15 protein-coding genes are annotated in these 20,585 nt (G+C 32.8%); 1 reads left to right on the plus strand and 14 read right to left on the minus strand.

Features of this window, described 5'->3' with window-relative positions; translation table 11 throughout:
* Positions 1–534: 534 nt before the first annotated feature.
* The 8 genes from HNP35_RS11715 to HNP35_RS11750 form a co-directional block, all read right to left on the minus strand.
* Positions 535–1,281, minus strand: a complete 747-nt coding sequence (locus HNP35_RS11715; protein WP_184161885.1) for a rhamnogalacturonan acetylesterase — start codon at positions 1,279–1,281, stop codon at positions 535–537.
* A 112-nt stretch (positions 1,282–1,393) separates the two neighbouring features.
* Positions 1,394–2,749 carry a glycoside hydrolase family 28 protein gene (locus HNP35_RS11720; RefSeq protein ID WP_184161888.1) on the minus strand — a complete coding sequence of 452 codons (1,356 nt, stop codon included), beginning with the start codon at positions 2,747–2,749 and terminating at the stop codon, positions 1,394–1,396.
* Positions 2,750–2,810: 61 nt separating this feature from the next.
* The gene (gene pelA, locus HNP35_RS11725; protein WP_184161891.1) at positions 2,811–4,811 is read right to left on the minus strand and encodes a pectate lyase; all 2,001 of its coding nucleotides are present in this window, start codon (positions 4,809–4,811) and stop codon (positions 2,811–2,813) included.
* Between the two features lie 224 nt (positions 4,812–5,035).
* Complete coding sequence (locus tag HNP35_RS11730) at positions 5,036–6,625, minus strand: glycoside hydrolase family 43 protein (protein WP_184161893.1); 1,590 nt, start codon at positions 6,623–6,625, stop codon at positions 5,036–5,038.
* A 140-nt stretch (positions 6,626–6,765) separates the two neighbouring features.
* Entirely contained in the window at positions 6,766–7,989 is a 1,224-nt protein-coding gene (locus HNP35_RS11735; protein ID WP_184161896.1) for a glycoside hydrolase family 88/105 protein, read from the minus strand.
* Between the two features lie 22 nt (positions 7,990–8,011).
* On the minus strand, positions 8,012–9,235 hold the full coding sequence (locus tag HNP35_RS11740) for a glycoside hydrolase family 88/105 protein (RefSeq protein ID WP_184161898.1): 1,224 nt from the start codon (positions 9,233–9,235) through the stop codon (positions 8,012–8,014).
* Positions 9,236–9,285: 50 nt separating this feature from the next.
* Entirely contained in the window at positions 9,286–10,236 is a 951-nt protein-coding gene (locus HNP35_RS11745) for an alpha/beta hydrolase (protein WP_246453490.1), read from the minus strand.
* 115 nt (positions 10,237–10,351) lie between these two features.
* Positions 10,352–11,797 (minus strand): glycoside hydrolase family 28 protein, encoded by a 1,446-nt coding sequence (locus HNP35_RS11750; RefSeq protein WP_184161901.1) that lies wholly within the window; start codon positions 11,795–11,797, stop codon positions 10,352–10,354.
* A gap of 294 nt (positions 11,798–12,091) precedes the next feature.
* Between HNP35_RS11750 and HNP35_RS11755 the strand changes: the two genes are divergently transcribed.
* On the plus strand, positions 12,092–13,120 hold the full coding sequence (locus HNP35_RS11755; RefSeq protein ID WP_184161904.1) for a LacI family DNA-binding transcriptional regulator: 1,029 nt from the start codon (positions 12,092–12,094) through the stop codon (positions 13,118–13,120).
* A gap of 197 nt (positions 13,121–13,317) precedes the next feature.
* Here the strand turns inward: HNP35_RS11755 and HNP35_RS11760 are convergent, their stop codons facing one another.
* The 6 genes from HNP35_RS11760 to HNP35_RS11785 form a co-directional block, all read right to left on the minus strand.
* Positions 13,318–14,940: a UxaA family hydrolase gene (locus HNP35_RS11760; RefSeq protein WP_184161907.1), complete on the minus strand. Its 1,623-nt coding sequence runs from the start codon at positions 14,938–14,940 to the stop codon at positions 13,318–13,320.
* 37 nt (positions 14,941–14,977) lie between these two features.
* Positions 14,978–16,423, minus strand: coding sequence for a tagaturonate reductase (locus tag HNP35_RS11765; RefSeq protein WP_184161910.1), 1,446 nt, complete (start codon positions 16,421–16,423; stop codon positions 14,978–14,980).
* 221 nt (positions 16,424–16,644) lie between these two features.
* The gene (locus HNP35_RS11770; RefSeq protein WP_184161913.1) at positions 16,645–17,313 is read right to left on the minus strand and encodes a bifunctional 4-hydroxy-2-oxoglutarate aldolase/2-dehydro-3-deoxy-phosphogluconate aldolase; all 669 of its coding nucleotides are present in this window, start codon (positions 17,311–17,313) and stop codon (positions 16,645–16,647) included.
* A gap of 13 nt (positions 17,314–17,326) precedes the next feature.
* Positions 17,327–18,349, minus strand: coding sequence for a sugar kinase (locus HNP35_RS11775; RefSeq protein WP_184161916.1), 1,023 nt, complete (start codon positions 18,347–18,349; stop codon positions 17,327–17,329).
* 13 nt (positions 18,350–18,362) lie between these two features.
* Positions 18,363–19,766 carry a glucuronate isomerase gene (gene uxaC / locus HNP35_RS11780; protein ID WP_184161919.1) on the minus strand — a complete coding sequence of 468 codons (1,404 nt, stop codon included), beginning with the start codon at positions 19,764–19,766 and terminating at the stop codon, positions 18,363–18,365.
* Positions 19,767–19,790: 24 nt separating this feature from the next.
* On the minus strand, positions 19,791–20,582 hold the full coding sequence (locus HNP35_RS11785) for a gluconate 5-dehydrogenase (RefSeq protein ID WP_184161922.1): 792 nt from the start codon (positions 20,580–20,582) through the stop codon (positions 19,791–19,793).
* Between the last annotated feature and the right edge of the window lie 3 nt (positions 20,583–20,585).

The raw sequence follows: 20,585 nt of genomic DNA on the forward strand, positions 1-20,585 counted from the left end.
CTAATTTGAAGTAAATTATTCTAGTCTTAAATACAATTGTCTGTATATTAATTTGTTAATGCAGCTAAACCTTTTTTTTTCGGGGAGCAAAAGTATTACAAGCGTCTATCCTAGAGTTCCTTTAAAAGTTTAAAAAACAACATAATAAAGTTTTTTTTTCTAAAAAAAAGTTTATGTTCTGCTAATAAAAAATAGTTACAATACTCAATTATTCTCGATGCAAGTCATTATTATTCAGACTTGAAAAGTTCAAAATTCCTTAATTATACTGGCGTAAAAAGGTGCGTGATTGTCTAAAAGTAGAATTACGCATTAATAATTTTGATTTAAAAAAAGAAGTTTTTTTTGCTTATAATGAACAATAGACAATAAAGATACTGATTTTCAACACATTAACAATAAATAAGTTTGAAAATTATATTTATGCAAAGAGTATAATTTGAAATAGTAAATGTTTTGGAAGATCTTTAAAACAAAAAAACACAAGCAATAAAGTTTTATTGCTTGTGCTTTTTTTAACCTAAAATAGAAAAACTACTTTATCCCTTTTTTTAGTTTTTCTAAAGAAGAATCTTTTAATTCTTTTATTCGATTAACTGCTAATTGAGCTACTTCTGTTGCTCCTTTTAATGATAAATGGGTATCATCTGCTTTTTCTTTATTATCATAAAAAGCATTTTCTCCTGCTTTAAAATGTAAATGCAATTCTTTTGACTTTTCAGGCCCATAAGATTGCTCAAGTAATTCTGTATCATATTCTAAGTCAATAAATGGCACATTATATTCTTGTGCAACTAAACGGGTTTCTAAAGGATAATCTCCGTGAGTAGGAACCAAAACTCCTTTATCATTAAAATTTCGTCGGCTAATAGAAGTTAATAAAATTGGTATTGCTCCTTTTTCTCTACTTTCTTTTACAAATTTTATCAAGTTATATCTATATGCCGTATGCGGATTTGTATAACGATTTGGATCTTCTATTTTTTGATCATTATGTCCAAATTCGATTAATACATAATCTCCTTTTTTTAATTGCTTATAAATTGAATCCCAACGTTTTTCATTAATAAAACTTCTGGTACTTCTTCCATTTACCGCTTTATTAATTATTACAATATTATCATTGAAAAATGATTGTAAAACCTGAGCCCAACCATGTTCTGGATTATGATCTGGATCTTTTTTATTGGCCATAGTCGAATCACCTATACAATAAACAGATGTTTTTTGCGCAAAACTAACTGATGTTATAAGAAATGCTAGGAAGATGTATTTTTTCATTTTTTATATTTTTTTGTTTAACCTTAAAGTATACAAACCTTAAGAAAATATCTTTGTTTCTTTTCTGAAAACCTCTGTAACTTTGCCTCTTTGAACCTCTGTCTCTTAAAAATTATTTTTTAGAAACCGCTGTAGGTACCGTTGCCCTTTGACCAATAAAAACATCTGTCATCAAAACATTTTCTGCATTTTCATTAGACAATGCGTTTTTTGCTTCTTTAATTTCAATGTTTTTTAATGCTATATTTCGAATCTTTTTATCTGGAAATCCCTGAATAACGATTCCAGATTCTGAAGCTTTATTGCACGTAATATTCGAAAAATATATATTGGATATATCCGATTGATAACCTTTTCCTTCTCCATGATAATTTGCTGTAATGTACAGGCAGTCTTCTACTTGGTCTAATTGAATATTTCTAACAAATATATTTTTAATATAGCCTCCACGATCTGCATTGGTTTTTACATAAATTCCTCTTTTTAAATAACCCGCAGTTTTACAATTTTCTACAAAAACATTCTGAACACCTGCCGACATTTCGCTGCCAATTACAACCCCGTGAAGTCCTTTAAAATTGCAGTTTCTTATTACAATATTTTCGCTTGGTGTTGCTGTATTGGCTCTTCCCTCATGATCTCTTCCTGCTTTAATAGCGACATTGTCATCTCCGTTATCAAAATTTACATTTTCTATTAAAACATCTTTTGTATACTCTGGATCTATTCCGTCGTTATTATGATTTAAGGATTTGTAGCTTATTCCACGAATGGTTATGCTTTGTGATTTTAATAAATGCAAACACCAGAAAGGAGAATTTTCAATTCTAATATTTTCTACTAAAATATTTTTACTGTTTAAAAACTGAATCATCTGTGGTCGTAAAAAATAACCTTCCCCAAATTTTCTGTTTTCAATTGGAACATTATTGTGATTCATTTCTCGACTCTGATTTTTTCCTGTTCCTTCTTTTTCTTTAAAAGTCTTCCAAATCTTTCCTCCTTCTCCATCAATTGTTCCTTCTCCAGTAATGGCAATATTATTGCAATTGTTAGCATAAATTAGCGGACTATAATTGTACAACATCGTGCCTTCCCAACTTGTTAAAACCATTGGAAGATAATCTTTTGGATTGTCGCTGAATTTAATTTTTGCTCCTTTCTCTATTTTCAAATTTACATTGCTGACAAAATGAATTGGTCCATTAATTTTATAAATTCCTTTTGGAACAATAATGGTTCCGCCATTATTCTTTTGGCACAAAGCCATTGCTTTATCAAAAGCTTTTTTATTATCAGTAATTGAATCACCTTTTGCACCAAGTTTTACAACATTTACTTGAAATGAAGAAAATACTGGAAGCTGAATTCTTTTTATTATTGAATCTACTTTAGCATCAGGAAAATCTTTATTCTGAGAAAAAGAAGTCCAAGAAAGGAATAATAGAAATAGATATTTTATATTCATATTTTTTCATTTTAGTTTTCAGTCACGGTACTAATTGTAGACTGAAATTGAAAACATCGACTTAATTTAAATACCAATTTACCGTCTTATCCTTTAGAATATTTTCTATAGAATATTGGCTTGCTTCTTTTTTAGAAAGCTGATGTGACCATCCGACTCTTTTAGATGGCTGAAACCCTTCTCCGGTACAATTGTATTCTGCATAAAAAGCTTTTTTTTCTGCTTCTGGTTTGGACCAATTTTCCCAGCCTTCTGGTTTAATTTGTTTTCCCATTTCACAATTTATAAAAACCGTTTTAGCATAAACTCTCCATGGTCTTCCTAAATAAACATCTTTAGCATCTGGATTTGCAGTTAGTTTACAGTTCTTGAAAACAAAACCAAAAGCTGTTCCTTCTGGTGTTGATGCCGCGGTAATATAAGAGCTTTTAATACTGTGAATCGTGCAGTTCTCAAATAAAGCTGTAGCTCCTCCAAAAATAAAATCGGTTGTTCCTTCAATATAACAATCCTTGAAATACTGTTTTGAATCTTTTCCAGACAAATACAAAGTGTCCTGATTTCCTAAAAGATTACAATTTATAATTTTAGCGTGATTGGCTACAACAGACAATGCAATTGCTTGTCCATGTTCACCCGAAGTATTTTTAATGGTTAGATTAGATGCTGTAAAATCGTCTCCTTCAACCAAAAGTGTATAGGTGTAAAAAGTACTATTTCTTCCTAAACCAATTTTCGAAAAATTATCATCAAAAGTAATAATTGTATTTTCCTTACTTTCGCCTTTCAGGATAACGTTATTATTCCATTCCGGAATCCTGACTTTTTCATTATAAATTCCGTTTTTAATGAAAATAGTTACTTTTTCATAAGGAAAAGCTGGTGTAGCATAGACTGCATCCTGAATTTTGGAAAAATCTCCAGAACCATCTTGTGCCACAGTAATATAATTTACATTTTTCTTTTCTGTTGCTCCTACTTTAGTTCCATTTCTTACAGCCCAGTCTGGAAACTTTTTTAATACTTCTTTTGGCGCATCAGAATACCAAGAATAACCATTTCTTCTTTCTGCTCCTATTTGATCTAATGATTTTTTTCTGATTCCGTCACGATCGCAAAAGAAAGGTTCGTTGGTTTCCAAATCCATAAATCGAGCCCATATTGGCGCTGCATTAACAGCTGGAATCATTTTCTTTTCTACAATTTTTCCAGCATCATTTAGTACCCTTTTTTCTTCCAAATTGGTGATTTTGGTTTTTTCGAACCACTCTACAGCACTTTTTACAGCTATAACAATTTCTCTTGAAGGCTTATCAATAGACATTAAAAGCAGCACTATTTTTGCAGATTCATAACCGCTTAAAGATGCTAATTCAAAAGCTCTAGCATTTGCAGGCTTTAAAGTAACTTCATCATGCTGAGCACACCAAGCTGTCAAAATGCCATTTTGTTTGTATTGAGTTTTCAAAATGCAATCAATTCCTTTATCGAAAGCTTTTTTACATTTTTCTACAATTTCTTTAGAAGGCTTAATGCTGTAATAATCCGTTTCATTTGCTACAGATTTTATTACATTCATGATGTTTACCATCGAATCATCATTGTAGGTAATATGCGTATAATAACCTTTCTTTAGAGGAAAAAACTGTGGCCAGCCACCATTTGCATATTGTGCTTCTAAAAGATAATTTAACCCTTTTAGGAAAGAATCTTTGTAACGTTCATCTTTTATCTGGGCATACATTCTGGACATAAACAGCATTTCCTGACAAGTCGCACCATTATCCGTTGTTGTCTCTACGGCTGTCTTTTTGAGTGCAATTAAATCTTTCTTTTGCTTTTCTGTCAGCTCTTGCTGCATTTGGATGTTTTTCGGCCATCCTCCAATATCCCTCTGATAAAGTAAAACATTTTCTGCTACTCTTTTGGCATCTTCAGAGCCAAACCAAGCCGCATCACTTTTACGAATAATTTCTGACCAGTTTTTAAATGGATTCTGCGCATTTGCACAAAAACAAAAACCAATTAAGAAAAATACAGCTATTTTTTTTACACGCGTCATTTTAATCTGTTTTTACTTTTATTTTACTAAAACATCAGGATTTTTTATCAAAAAAAATGATTTTAAAAAACTAATTTGTAAGAAAAGTCATTTAAAACTATTTTTAAAACATTATCTCAATACAAATTGTAGTCGAATATCAACTTTTATTTTTTGTCCTTTAAATACAATTTATGAAGGTCGTTTTTTTAATAAAATGGAAAAAATATCTTTTTTTCGTCTTTTTATTTCGTTACTCTAAACCAATCTACTGCTACATTGCCTGAATCGTTTTTTACTTCTTGAGCTAAAGCAAAGAGTCCTACCTTAGCGCCAATCCATTTACCTTCTTTAGCTTTAAATTCATTTCCAATGGATTGATAATTTTTATCGTCTAAACTGTAAAAGAAATTGCAGATTCCTCCTTTTCTAATTTGCACTCTCAAATAAATAGTATTGTTTTCTATTTTAAGAGGCGTGGTTTCTGTTTCAGAAACGGTTTTATCAAAAGTTCCCATTTTTTGATTAAGGTATAATTTTCCGTTCTCATTTTTAAAACACAAGTAACTGTAATCTAATCCCATAATAATCAAACCTGTCGATTCTCCATTAAATCTAGAATTAAAAGTCAGTTTGGTCGTTACAGTAAATTCTTCTGCTGGAAATTTTTGCAACAATAAATTTGGAGCATTAAAAATGTTTTTAGTAGTCGGCTGACAAAATAAATTGAAATAGCCCATACTCGTTGGAAACCCCCAATTAATTTGTCTGTTAGCCTGCCATTGCCATTGCAAACCTAATTTTGATGTATTAAATTCATCTGATTCTGCAGGAGTTTCTATTGGAAATTTTTTACCAACATTTGGCTTTTTATAAGTTGTAACAGGTTCTCCAATTCCATTTTTATCGAAATCCTCTCCCATAACTGGCCAATCATTTACCCATTTCATAGGTTGCAAATGAACAACTCTTCCGTAGGCACCTTTATCTTGAAAATGAAAAAACCAATCTTCACCAGTCTGTGTTGTTACCCAAGCGCCTTGATGCGGACCATTAATAGTAGTTGAACCTTGCTCTAGTACTTTTTTCTTTTCGTAAGGTCCGAACACATTTCTAGATCTTAAAATAGTTTGCCAGCCTGTCGGCACGCCACCAGCGGGGGCAAAAATGTAATAATAGCCATTTCTTTTATAAAATTTCGGACCTTCTATTGTACCTTCTCCATCGTGACCGTCGATTACCATTACTTCATCATTATTGACAACAGTACCTTCTGCATTCATAGTACAGACAACCAATAAACTTTTAATCTGTGCACGTGTTCCTGCAAATGCATGCGTTAAATAAGCTTTCCCATCTGTATCCCAAAGCGGACTAGGATCGATTAACCCAACTCCAGATTTCACTAAAAGAGGTTCAGACCAAGGCCCTTCTGCTTTCTTAGCCTTAATCATATAAATTCCAAAATCCGGATCTGGATAATAAATGTAAAATTCATTATTATGAAAATTAATACTTGGTGCCCAAACGCCATTTCCGTGCTGCACGCGATTGTAATTTTCAAAAGGAGGCTGTTTTACTAAAGCATGTGCGATAATTTTCCAGTTTACTAAATCTTTAGAATGTAAAATTGGTAAACCTGGAATACAGTTAAAAGAAGAAGCTGTCATATAATAATCATCGCCTACGCGAACAACATCCGGATCTGAATAATCAGCATGAAGAATTGGATTGGTATATGTCCCGTCACCATTATCTGGAACCCAGACTTGCGCTGTGTTTTTTTGGGAGAAAAAAATAGCGAGCAGATAAAGGATGATTTTTAGATTCTTCATTTTTGATATTATTACTTTTATTTAAACCCGACAAGCTTTAAAAAAACTGTCGGGTTTCTAATATGCTTTTTTTTGAGGAGTTTCTTTGCGATGCTTCGAATTCGCTCAGCAAAACAAAACTTACAATCAATAATTAACAATTATCTATTCAACTCTAAAGCAGCCAAAATAAAAGGACCAGTTGCTTTAGGATCGTTGTCTTTTTTTCTTTCGTTTACATAATATTCGTAAGATCCATCACGATATGGTGTTCCTCCTAAACCTGCAACCTGACAGCAATTTGTCAATGTGATACCGCCATCTTCATCAACTTTTTTGATTAATACAGTTGTTAATCCGTCAAAAGCTTTGTTGGCAGCTTTTTTAAATTTAGCTGGTAAATAACCTTTGTTTGCTCCTTTTGCAAAGGCATATGCAAACATTGCAGATCCAGAAGCTTCTAAATAATTTCCTTTCTCGCCACCTTTATCAGTAACTTGGTACCAAAGGCCAGATTTGTCTTGAAATTTAAGCAGTGCTTCAGAACTATTATTCAAATATTTGATTAACTCTTTGCGTTTTGGATGATCTTTTGGCATATAATCTAAAACATCAACCAAAGCCATTACATACCATCCTAGAGATCTTGACCAGAAATTAGGCGAATTTCCTGTTTCTTTGTTTGCCCAAGGCATTTGTTTGCTTTCGTCCCACCCGTGGTACAATAATCCTGTTTTTGGATCAGTTGCTTTTGACTGAATTATTTCGAATTGTTTTGCAATATCATCGAAACTTTTACCGTTTTCGAACTTAGCAGTGTATTCAGCATAGAATGGCTCTCCCATATATAAGCCATCTAACCACATTTGATTAGGATAAATTTGTTTGTGCCAGAATCCTCCACTTTGTGTTCTTGGTTGTTCTGAAAGCTGTTTACGAATTAATTGTAATGCTTTTAAATACTTTTCTTCTTTAGAATATGCATAAACATCGAAAAGCAAACGTCCTGGCAAAACCAAATCGATGTTAAACTTATCAAATTCATACGTATTGATACTTCCGTCCGCTTGAACCAAATTATCAACATAACCTCTTACGTAAGCTTTATATCTTGGATCCGGATTTTTTTTATACAATTCTTCAATTGAATGCAGCACTAAAGCATGAACATAATCCCATTTTGGTTTCTTAGCATCATCCAACATATAAGATTCAGGATGACGCTTCATCAAAGTTAAAGCCATTTTATCTGACCACTTTGCATTTTTTGCGATTACGATATCTTTCTTTGCAGGTTCTTGAGAAGTTACTTTACAACTTGTAATTGTCATAACGCAAATCATCAAAACCGACATCAAATAACTTTGCTTTCTACTGTTTTTCATTTCAAAATATATTTAAATTCTATTATTTATCTAATTCAATTGATGCTAACAAAAAGGCTCCAAGACCAATTGCACCATTTTCTTTTGTTTTAGAAGTAAGATAATATTGGTTTGTACCATCACGAAAAGGCTTTCCACCTAAACCTACATTTGATGAAACATTTAAAACATTTACTACTCCCTTTTTATCTACTTTAATAAACTCTTTTATAAAACTATCAAATGATTTTTTGGCTATTGCTTTGTAGCTTGCTGATAAATACCCTTTATTAGCGCCTTTTGCAAATGCATAAATAATCATTCCAGAAGCAGATGGCTCTACGTAGTTTCCATACAATTCTGTTTTATCAGCAACCTGATACCACAATCCAGATTCGCTTTTATACTGATTTACATTTTTTGCAATCTGATTTAAATACCCAACCAAAACCTTATATTTTGGATGTGATTTCGGAAAATAATCTAACGTTTCAACCAATGCTACCATGTACCAACCAATACCACGCCCCCAAATAGTTGGCGAAGTTCCCGTTTGTTTATCTGCCCAGCCAATTTCTTTACTTTCGTCCCAAGCTTGGTAAACTAGTCCTGTTTTTTTGTCAACTATATGTTTTTGAACCAATTCGAACTGTTTGGCTACATCATCCAGACTTTTTCCTTTTTCGAATTTAACCGTAAATTGAGTATAGAATGGCTCAGCCATATATAAACCATCAATCCACATTTGGTTAGGATAAATTTGCTTATGCCAAAATCCACCACTTGCTGTTCTAGGCTGGCTTTCTAACTGATTTCTTAATTCACCAATAATTTTCAAATAGCGTGAATCTTTAGTAATATCATAAAGATTAAACAATAATTTTCCTGGATTTAAATAATCAATATTGTATTCTTTAATATCATATTTTTTAATATTTCCAGTGCTGTCGATCATTCCATCGACATACTCTTTTATATAATTTAAATATTTTTTATCGTTTGTTTTTTGGTATAACTTTTCAAATCCAGACAATACAAAACCCATTTTATAATCCCATTTTGGTCTATCATTTCCGTCTAGCTGCCAAGCTTGCGGGTATTTATTAAGGATGGAAAGCGCAGTTCTTTCTGACCATTTTAAATCATATGAGATTACTGAATTTTCAGTTTCTAATTGATTCTGTGAATTCGTCTTGTTAGCGAAAATCAACAGAAAAAACAAAATAAGCTTTGCAAAATTGACTGTTGTAGAAAGAGATTTACCCATAAAATATACCTTTTATCTTTTTAAATTAATGCTTCGAATTTTGCTCTAATTTATTTAAAAATTTTGTCTAAAAATTGTATTGTGTAAGAAATTGTTTGCTTAAACCAAGGTTCGTAAAACCAAAATGAATGCGGAGAATCTGGAATAGTTTGCACTTCATTATAAATTTTATTTTCATTCAAAATCTTAATCATATCATCTCTTCCTGCATGAAATCTTGGAATACTGCTACAGATATACAAAACTGGAGGCGTATTTTTATCTGTATGCGTTAATGCTGAAGCCTCTTTCCATATTTCTGGAATTTCATCTGATTTTCCACCCAACCAAAATGCAGCCATATCGCCTTCTGATGATTCTGGATGTTTGAATGCTAAAACACCGTCTACATCAATTATAGCATTTACTTTTGATGATGATTTGCTTTTAAAAGCTTTATCTTCAAAAATTGAATTATTATTAGTCGTTCCAATTAAAGCGGCCATTTGTCCTCCAGATGAACATCCTAAGACAGCAATTTTATTCACATTGACATTAAATTTTGATGCATTATCTTTTATGAATTTAATAGCATTTTTAACGTCAATAACGCCTGTTGGATATTTTGCTTCTAATGACAATCTATATTCGATTGAAAAAGCAGAATATCCTTTTGATGCAATTTCTCTTCCAAGAAACTGCATCTGATCTTTATTGCCTGATCTCCATCCGCCTCCATGAATCATTATAACAGCCGGGCTTTTTTTATTTTTCTTATTTACAAAAGCGTCCAAATGGAGCTCTCTTTCTTTTTCTTTGTTATAAACTAAATCGAATGTAACCTGAACATCTTGATTTGGTTTAATTTCTGGAATGGTAATTAAAGGATATTTCTTAATTAATTTAGCGTAAGTACTTTTTATAGTATAAGATGAATCAATCTGATATTGCTGACTTTGCACCGCAATAACATTTAAAAAAAACAACAGAAACAGCTTTAACTTTTGCATCTTACTTTTCATTTCTTTCAGTTAAGAAAGGAGTTTAACGATTGATAAACTCCTTTTTAACTCCTTCAAAAAACAATAATCTCAAATATTATCAAATTACTAATTACCAACAATTCGAGAACTATTATTACTTAACAGATTCTACTTTTTTATTATTAACGTAGGTATCTATAAACTTTATATTTTTTACATTTTTCAATAAATAGAGCGAATCTACTTTTTGAATTTTTACATTTTTTAATGTGATATTTTCAACAGGCGATTGCGCATAACCTTCTGCCCAAACGCTATATTTTCCTCCATTTTTTACTGTAATATTTTCTAAACTTACATTTCTAATTGTTGGAATAAAATTTCCTGTCTGTGATCCATAAACATTATAAAACATATTCAATTTCAAAACACATTCTTTAACAGTTCCCACTTCCAGATTTCGAACAAAAATATCTTCTATAATTCCGCCTCTTTTTGAATTGGTTTTAATGCGAATGGCACGATCCAGATTTGGACTATCCATTACACAATTCTCAACAAAAACATTATTTACTCCTGCCGAAATCTCACTACCAATAACTACTCCGCCATGACCATCAATCATTTTACAATTTTGCACAATGATATTTTTACTTGGAATTGCAACTCTTCTGCCATCTGCGTCACGTCCAGATTTAATTGCAATACAATCGTCTCCAGTGTTGAAAGTGCAGTTCTTAATTAGAATATTTTGAGAATACTCTGGATCACAGCCATCATTATTAGGTCCGTGGCTGTTGACAGTTACGCCGTCAATAATCATGTTATTAGTTTTTATTGGATGCAAAATCCAAAATGGAGAATTAATTACTGTTACATCTTTTACCAAAACCGTATTGCATTCAAAAAATTCTATAAAATTGGGACGCAAATATCTTCCATCTCCAAAAACTCTTTCAGCAACTGGAACTCCTTTTTCTGCCATGTCTACCAGAACCTCACGATTTGTTGGATCATTTTGAGATGGAATTCCTTTTTTCCATCCATAATTTTTTCCTCCAGACCAAATCCACCAATTTGTACTGTCTGCTTGACCGTTTAATATTCCTTTTCCTGTAATGGCAACATTCGTTTTATTCTTGGCATAAATAAGAGGAGAATAATTCATTACTTCCGTTCCTTCCCATGAAGTATGAACGATAGGATAATCTTTCGGATTTATACTAAAAAGTATTTCAGCATTATCTTCTAAATGCAAGTTTACATTACTTTCTAAATGAATAGCACCTGTTAAATATTTTCCATTTGGCACTAAAACCTGACCACCACCATCTGCCGCGCATTTGTGTATCGCTTTTTCAAAGGCAATTGTATTTAGCGTTTTTCCATCAGCGACAGCTCCAAAATCGTTTACATTATAGATTTTATCAGAAAATTTTGTTTCTGGGATACTTTTAATAACTAAATGCATCTTTTTCCAAGAACTTCCTCCATTATCTAAAGAAACAGCAACCGTTTTTTCTGAACAAGAAATGAACAAAGCACTTATAGTCACTATAAATAGAATATTTTTAAATGTTATGTTCTTATTTGCAATCATTTGCGCAGTATTTTCTTGTTTAAAATGTAAAACGACCAAAAATCATGTAATCGATTACACGAAAGTAGAAAAATTGTTCTAGTAGAGCAAATTAATTTAGAAAAAAATTATATATTTAATTTTTATTACAAATTTTAATTACATTTAACGCAAAAATTTAGATAAATTATTATCATAATAATTTCTAAAACGTTTGATTTCCTAAATCTGGTAATCGATAACAATTTATATTACATAATAAAAAAAAATGTACTTTTGTCTAGTCTAATACATAATCCGATAAACTTTTGTTGAATGAGTGAAAAAGTAACTATTTACGATATTGCTGAAAAATTAAATATCACGGCTGCAACCGTTTCTAGAGCTTTAAATAATAATCCGAAGATTAAAGAAGCTACGAGAGAGTTAGTTATTAAAACTGCTGCTGCCATGAATTATAAGCAAAATAAGTTGGCACTTGCATTGAAGAGCGGTCGAAGCAATAATATCGGAGTTATTGTACCTCGTATTGACAGCAACTTTTTCGCCTCTGTTATTAGAGGAATCGAAGAAGAACTTTATCCGCATGGTTATCAAGTTATTATCTGTCAAACGCATGAAAGCATCAAAAGAGAAAATGAAAACCTTCACACTCTTGTAGATGCACAAGTAGACGGAATCATGATGTCTGTTACGGGTATTTCAAATGAAAACGATAGCGCTTTTAGAAATGTATTAGAAAAGAATGTTCCTCTAATATTTTTCGATAGAAGTAAACATATTGATGGAGTAAGTTCTGTAACTATAAATGACTTTAAAGGAGGTTACTTAGCTACCAAACATTTAATTGACGAAGGTTGCAGACATATTGCTCATTTATCTGGGGATCAATCTTTAGACATCTTTAAAAACAGGTTTTTAGGATACAAACAAGCTTTATTAGATAATGGAATTGATTTTAAAGAAGAATATGTAATCTATACCAAAAGTGCTGTTGATGCGGGAAAAGAAGCTGTAGACAAGCTTTTACAATTACAAACTCCGCCAGATGCCATTTTCTCTTCGAGTGATTTTGCTGCATTGGGAGCTATTCAGGAACTTAAAGAACGAAATATTGACATTCCGAATGAGTTTTGCGTAGCAGGTTTCAGTAACGAACCTTTTACTAAGTTTATGGAATTATCTATCACTTCTGTAGATCAATCACCTCTAGAAATGGGTAAAATGTCGGCTCGTGTTTTCTTAGAGCAAGTAGACAAAACAGATACAATTAAAATAGAAAAAAAGGTCGTTTTAGCACCTGAATTACACATTCGCAAGTCATCTACCAAAACCACTTTTTAATATTTTTTTTACCATATAAGTTATATAAGCCCATTTTAGAATGGGCATTTTTATTGATAATAATGTCAATACAAAATACAAAAGACGCACTGCGGTGCGTCTCTACAGAAAAACCTTAAAAAAAAAGACGCACAGTAGTTGTGCGTCTTCTATATAAACCTTTGTCACTTTGTCCCTTAGAACCTTAGTACCTAAAATTAAAGTGAAACTCCTCTTTTCCAAGGAATAAAATCGTTCTGATTTAAAACTGCCGCTTTGGTTTTAATTGTACCACTAGCAATATCAATAATAAATTCAAGCATTTCATCAGACATTTCTTCGATAGATTTTTCACCTTTGATAATTCCACCAGTGTCAATATCGATAATATCAGACATCTTAGCCGCTAACTCAGAGTTAGAAGATATTTTTACAACTGGCGCAATTGGATTTCCTGTAGGAGTTCCTAAACCTGTCGTGAATAATACCATATTCGCTCCTGAGCCTACCATTGCAGTTGTACACTCAACATCATTTCCTGGCGTACATAGCAATGTTAATCCTGGTTCGTTAATATACTCCCCATAATCAAAAACACCTGCAATTGGAGATGTTCCACCTTTTTTAGCCGCTCCTGCAGATTTCATAGCATCCGTAATCAAACCGTCTTTAATATTTCCTGGAGAAGGATTCATATCAAATCCTGAACCTGCATCAACAACTGTTTTTTCGTACCATTGCATCAAACTCAAGAAACGTTTTCCGTCTTCGTCATCAACGCAACGGTTTACTAATTCTTGCTCTACACCACATAATTCAGGGAACTCAGAAAGAATTGTTGTTCCTCCTAAAGCAGCCAATTTATCAGACAATACCCCTAAAGTTGGGTTTGCAGAAATTCCAGAGAATCCGTCAGAACCACCACACTCTAAACCAATTCTTAATTTAGATAATGGTGCTGGCTCTCTCTTAATTTCGTTTGCCTTTTTAATAGCTTCGAAAGTATCTTTTACAACACTATTCAACATTGTTTCAATTGTTCCAATAGATTGCTGATCGTAAATTAAAACAGGCTTTTTACTGTTTGGATTGATTGCATCTAAAGCTTCTTTGAAAATTGAAATCTGTAGATTCTGGCATCCTAAACTCAATACAGTTGCTCCTGCTACGTTTGGATTATTTACATAACCAGCCAAAAGCTTAGCTAAACTGTGAGAATCCTGACGAATTCCACCACAACCACCTTGGTGAGTGATGAATTTTACCTGAATGTTATTGAATAAATTAGCATCATTTGAAGCTTCTTGATTTCCTGCTCCACCCGTTTCTGATTTTACCAAAGAACGCAACAATAACTGATAATCGTTCTCTTTTGGCTTCATCAACTCTTTCTCAAAAATATCTTTTAAGATTTCGATGTTTCTGTTTTCACAAAAAACTAATGGAAAAAACAACCAAACATTTTCCGTTCCAACCTGTCCATCTTCTCTATGATAGCCCTGCCACGTTCTATCTTTCCATTTATCTACATTTGGCGCTGTCCAACCAATTGTTTCAGTTTTACCTGTAACTTTATCACTTTCGTGTTTTACATTCGCAGTAGAAAGCAATCCTCCTTTTTCGATTCTTGCGCTTGCTTTACCAACTAAAACACCATACATAATGATTCTGTCTCCTACATTAAAAGGAACCATTGCAATCTTATGTTTCATTTTCACATCAGACTCAACGGCAATTGATTGTCCTTCAAAATCAATCACTTCGCCAGCTGTCAGATTTACTAAAGCTACCGCTACGTTATCTGTAGGGTGAACTTTTATTAATTTTTTCTGCGTTGCCATAATTAACCTTTGTTCTTTGTTCTTTTTGTGTTTTTTTTTATTTTATTCTTTCTTGGAATTTAGCAAAACCAGCTTCAATTCCATTTGAGTCAATTTCTTCTAATGCAATTGTAATTGCTCTTGTAAGTCCAGGAATCTCAGTCAAATCTTCATCCCAGAAACTTTTGTTTTGTAATGTTAAACGAGCGATTTTCTCGTAATCATCCGATTTCCAAAGTCCGTTGAAGAAAGCTGTAATATCTTCACCATCTTTAACCGGTAAACTTTGACCATTCCAAGTTCCTTTGTAGAAACGAATTAAACTCGCTAATGAAAAAGTCAAATTAACAGGCAATTTTTTGTTAGCATTATAATATCCTAATAAACTAGGCAAAACTCTTACTTTGAATTTCGATACAGAATTTAATGCAATATCAGCAAGTGCATGTTTTATAAATGGATTTTTAAATCGGTCCATTACTTCCTCAGAATAGGCCGTAATTTCATTTTTGTCCATATCAAGAGTTTCACTAATTTCACTAATAACGCTATTTACAAATTTCCCGGTAAAATCTCCGTTAACAGTTTCCATTACTAATTTATTGCCATGCAAAAGTGAAAAAGGAACCATTGCCGTATGCGCACCGTTTAAAATACGAACTTTAATCATTTTAAAAGGACGTATATCATCAACGATTTTTACATTCAAATCTGTTTTATGAAAAGGCAATTTTGCTTTTAGATCATCTCCGCCTTCAATAGCCCAAAGGAAAAAAGGTTCAGCAGCAACAATTAAATTGTCTTGATAATCTAATTTATTATTGTATTCTTCGATTTCAGCTCTTGGATATCCAGGAACAATTCTGTCAACTAGAGTACTATGATATGTACAAGCATCTGATACCCAAGTTTTAAACGCATCTTCTAATTTCCATAAATCAACATATTGTAAAATATATTTTTTAAGTGTCTCAGAGTTGTAATCAATTAATTCACAAGGAATTACTGTAACTCCTTTAGAAGCATCTCCATTAAAATGTTTAAATCTTTCATATAATAAAACCGTTAATTTTGCAGGAAATGACACTGGTGGTTGCATGTCTGGAGTATCACTTCCAATAAATTCAATTCCAGCTTCTGTTGTATTAGAAACGATAAACTGAAGTTCTTCTTCTTTGGCTAAAGCCAAATAATTTGTAAATTCAGTATATGGGTTTATAGTTTTTACAATATTATTAATCAACACAATATCTTGTATCTTTTCACCTTTTTTAATTCCGTTCATAAACAAGGTATAAAGACCGTCCTGATCATTAATCATATTTACCATACCGTCTTTCAAAGGCTGAACTACTGCAATACCGGCATTAAAATCAACTTCTTTATTCAGTTTGTCAAAAGCATAATCAACAAAGGCTCTTAAAAAGTTACCTTCTCCAAACTGAACCACCTTAATTGGCTGTAACTTTTCTAATCCTGTATTTATTCTATTTAATTTTTTCATTTTAAATTTTCTTTAATGCGTTATAAATAACCATCTATAAACCCTATTTCTTCATTTCTGCCTTTTAAATTGTAAATGAAACATTACACCCGATTGAGTAAAATAAAGCCGGCTGTGAGGAATGGCTAGCTAAATTTTTCAAGCGTAATGTTCAATTACAATCTCTAAAAATCTAAAAAAAACTTATAAAATAAGGAGTTTGGCATGATTACCCCTTAATCTTATTTTCTAATATCTTTTATAATGTCAAGAACTTGTTTCACTTTTGCAGATAGACCATCAAAATCCTTATTTCCTAATATATCTTTTGAAATCAATTGCGAACCTAAACCAACACAAGTTGCTCCAGCATTCAACCATGAACTTAAACTTTCTTTTGTTGGATAAACTCCGCCCGTAGGCATAATGTTTGTCCACGGACATGGGCCTTTTATTGCTTTGATAAATTCTGGTCCATAAGTATCGGCTGGAAATAATTTTACGATTTCACATCCCAATTCTTCTGCTCTTGCAATCTCTGTCAAAGTACCGCAGCCTGGCGACCAAAGCACTTTTCTGCGATTACAAGCTATAGCTATATCTTCTCTAAAAACTGGAGTAACAATGAAATTCGCTCCTAAACTCATGTACAATGAAGCAGAAGCCGCATCTGTGATAGAACCCACTCCTAAAATCATTCCTGGAAGTTCTGCTAAAGCATATTTGTTTAAAGCTCCAAAAACTTCATGTGCAAAATCGCCCCTGCTCGTAAATTCCATTAATCTGGAACCTCCATCGTAACACGCTTTTAAAACTTTTTTACTTAACTCAATATCAGAATGAAAAAACAACGGAACCATACCATTTTCTTTCATCTGCTGTGCAACCTCAATTCTTGAATATTTTGCCATTTTTTATTTAAAATTATCTTGATACCAATGCAGAACCATCGCCATCAATCATATTTTCAACTTCTTTTAAAGTAACCAAGTTGTAATCTCCTGCAATGGTATGCTTTAAACAACAAGCCGCAACTGCAAAATCTAAAGCTCTTTGGTTATTATTTTGATATTCTAATAGTCCATAAATTAATCCGCCCATAAATGCATCTCCGCTTCCTACACGATCAACAACTGGAGTAACTTCTTTTACTTTTGCGCTATAAATTGCTTTTCCGTCAAACAAAATTCCGCCGATTCTTTGGTGAGAAGCACTTACAGAATAACGCAAAGTTGTAGCGGCAACCTGAAGATTCGGAATCAATTCGAACAACTTTGTATATACAGCTGGAAGCGATTTTTCATCTTGATAATTCGGATTTACTTTCGGAATTCCTAACATAAAATACGCTGTGTCAATATCTCCCAAAATAACATTACTGTATTTTAGCATTTCTGGCATTACTTCGCTTGGCGTTTTGCCATATTGCCAAAGCTTTGATCTATAATTTAAATCACAAGAAATTTTAATTCCTTTTTTGTGAGCGACTTTTATTGCTTCTAAACAGGCTTCTGCTGCTGTTTGGGAAATAGCTGGAGTAATACCGCTCCAGTGAAACCATTCTGCTCCTTCTAAAACTTTATCCCAATCAACTTGTCCTTTTTCTATAGTAGACATCGCGCTGTGTGCACGATCGTAAACCACATTACTTCCGCGTGTTCCTGCTCCGGTTTCCAGAAAATAGATTCCCAAACGTTCTCCTCCATAAACAATGTTTTTAGACTCGACATTCATTTTTCTGATTTCTTTCAAGGCAGAAAAACCAATTTCATTTTCAGGTAATCTTGTAACAAATTCAGCATTTATACCATAATTTGCTAAAGAAACACATACGTTAAATTCTCCACCCCCGTACGTAGCACCAAATGCTGTAGATTGCGAAAAACGTAAATGTCTTTCTGTCGATAAACGCAGCATGATTTCTCCAAATGCAACTACTCTACTCATTGTAAATACTTAATTAAAAGTTGAAATATTCTTTAGCGTTGTTATATGAAATATCAGAAACCAATTTTCCGATCCATTCCATATCGTTTGGAAGTTCTCCTCGTTTTATTTCGTCTCCTAAAAGATTACATAAAATACGTCTGAAATATTCATGTCTTGGGAATGATAAGAAACTTCTGGAATCTGTCAACATTCCAACAAAACAGCTAATTAATCCCATATTTGAAAGAGCGTTTAACTGCTTCGTCATTCCATCTTTTTGATCTAAGAACCACCATCCTGAACCAAATTGTACTTTTCCACGAACGCTTCCGTCGTTAAAGTTTCCAATCATAGTTGCCATAACTTCATTATCAGCTGGATTTAGGTTATAGATAATCGTTTTACTCAATTTATCTTTACTATCTAAAGCATTTAAGAAACCTGAAAGTTTTTGTGCTTGAGGATAATCCCCAATAGAATCCCATCCTGTATCCGGACCTAAGATTCTGTGCATACGAGCGTTGTTATTACGCAAAGCCCCTAAGTGAAACTGCTGTACCCATCCAAATTCATGATACGTTTCGCATAGGAAAATTAAAACAGCACTTTGGAATTTTAAAGCTTCTTCTGGTGTTATAATTCTGTTTTCTCTTTTCTTTTTGAAAGTTGCAGCAATCTCAGATTCAGTAAATTCTTCAAAATAAATTTGATCTAAACCGTGATCGCTTAATTTACATCCGTTTGCATTAAAGAATTCAATTCTGTTTCTTAACGCAGCTTGCAAATCAGCAAAAGTGTTAATTGCAATACCGGATACATCCCCTAATGTGTCCAGATATGCATTATAACCATCATTAGCAATTAAGATGGCTTTATCAGGTCTGAAAGCCGTACTCATTTTAATTCCAGTTGAATTATTTGCGAATTTCTTGTGATATTCTAAACTATCAATTGGATCTTCTGTAGTACAAACTAATTCAGCGTTTACTTTTTTAAGAAGGTTTTGCGTGCTGTACGCCTGAGAATTAATTTTCTCTGAAGTTTCGATGTAAATTTTCTCAGCCGATTTTTCATTCAATAAATCATAAATATCAAAATAGCGTGCTAACTCTAAATGTGTCCAGTGGTACAAAGGATTACGCATTGTGTACGGAACAGTTTTTGCCCAGTTTAAGAATTTATCTTTATCTGAACCATTTCCTGTTACAAACTGCTCGTTGATTCCTAACGTACGCATTGCACGCCATTTGTAATGATCGCCGTTGATCCATACATTCGTAATGTTATCAAAAATCTTGTCCTCAGCAATAAACTGCGGATTTAAGTGATTGTGGTAATCAATAATTGGCTGATTTTTAGAGTAATTGTGATACAACTCTTCAGCGTATTTATTTTCTAATAAAAAATTGTCGTGTATGAATGTATTTGCGCTCATGTCTTTTTAAATATAATTTGAGAATTATTCTTCGTTTGAAGGTTTTCCAATAGTAGCAAGAATTCCACCGTCAACATATAAAATGTGACCGTTTACGAAATCACTTGCTTTGGATGATAAAAATATTGCTGCTCCTGCTAAATCGCTTGGATCTCCCCATTTTGCAGCTGGAGTTCTGCTAATGATAAAGTCATTAAAAGGATGTCCGTCTACTCTAATTGGTTTGGTTTGTTCTGTTGCAAAATAACCTGGTCCGATTCCGTTAATCTGAACATTGTATTTTGCCCATTCTGTTGCCATATTTTTAGTCAGCATTTTTAAACCTCCTTTAGCAGCAGCGTATGCAGAAACTGTATTTCTTCCTAATTCACTCATCATAGAGCAAATGTTGATTATTTTTCCTTGTCTTCTTTCGATCATTCCTTTTGCAACATGTTTAGAAACGATAAACGGACTTACTAAATCAATATCAACCACTTCTCTGAAATCTGAAACTTCCATATCCAGAAGCGGAATTCTTTTAATAATTCCAGCGTTGTTGATCAAAATATCGATTGGTCCAACTTCACTTTCAATTTTAGCAACAGCTTCTTTTACTTGTTGTTCTTCAGTCACATTAAATTTATAACCAACTGCATTGATTCCTTCGCTTTTTAACTCAGCTACAGCATTATCAATTTTTTCTTGAGAAGAATTTCCGTTTACCACAATTGTTGCTCCGGCTTGTCCTAATCCTTTCGCCATTGCCATTCCCAGTCCGTGTGTACTTCCTGTAATAAGGGCAACTTTTCCTTTTATGTCAAATAAGTTTGTCATTTT

This window comes from Flavobacterium notoginsengisoli, assembly GCF_014207905.1.
GTDB classification, from domain to species: domain Bacteria; phylum Bacteroidota; class Bacteroidia; order Flavobacteriales; family Flavobacteriaceae; genus Flavobacterium; species Flavobacterium notoginsengisoli_A.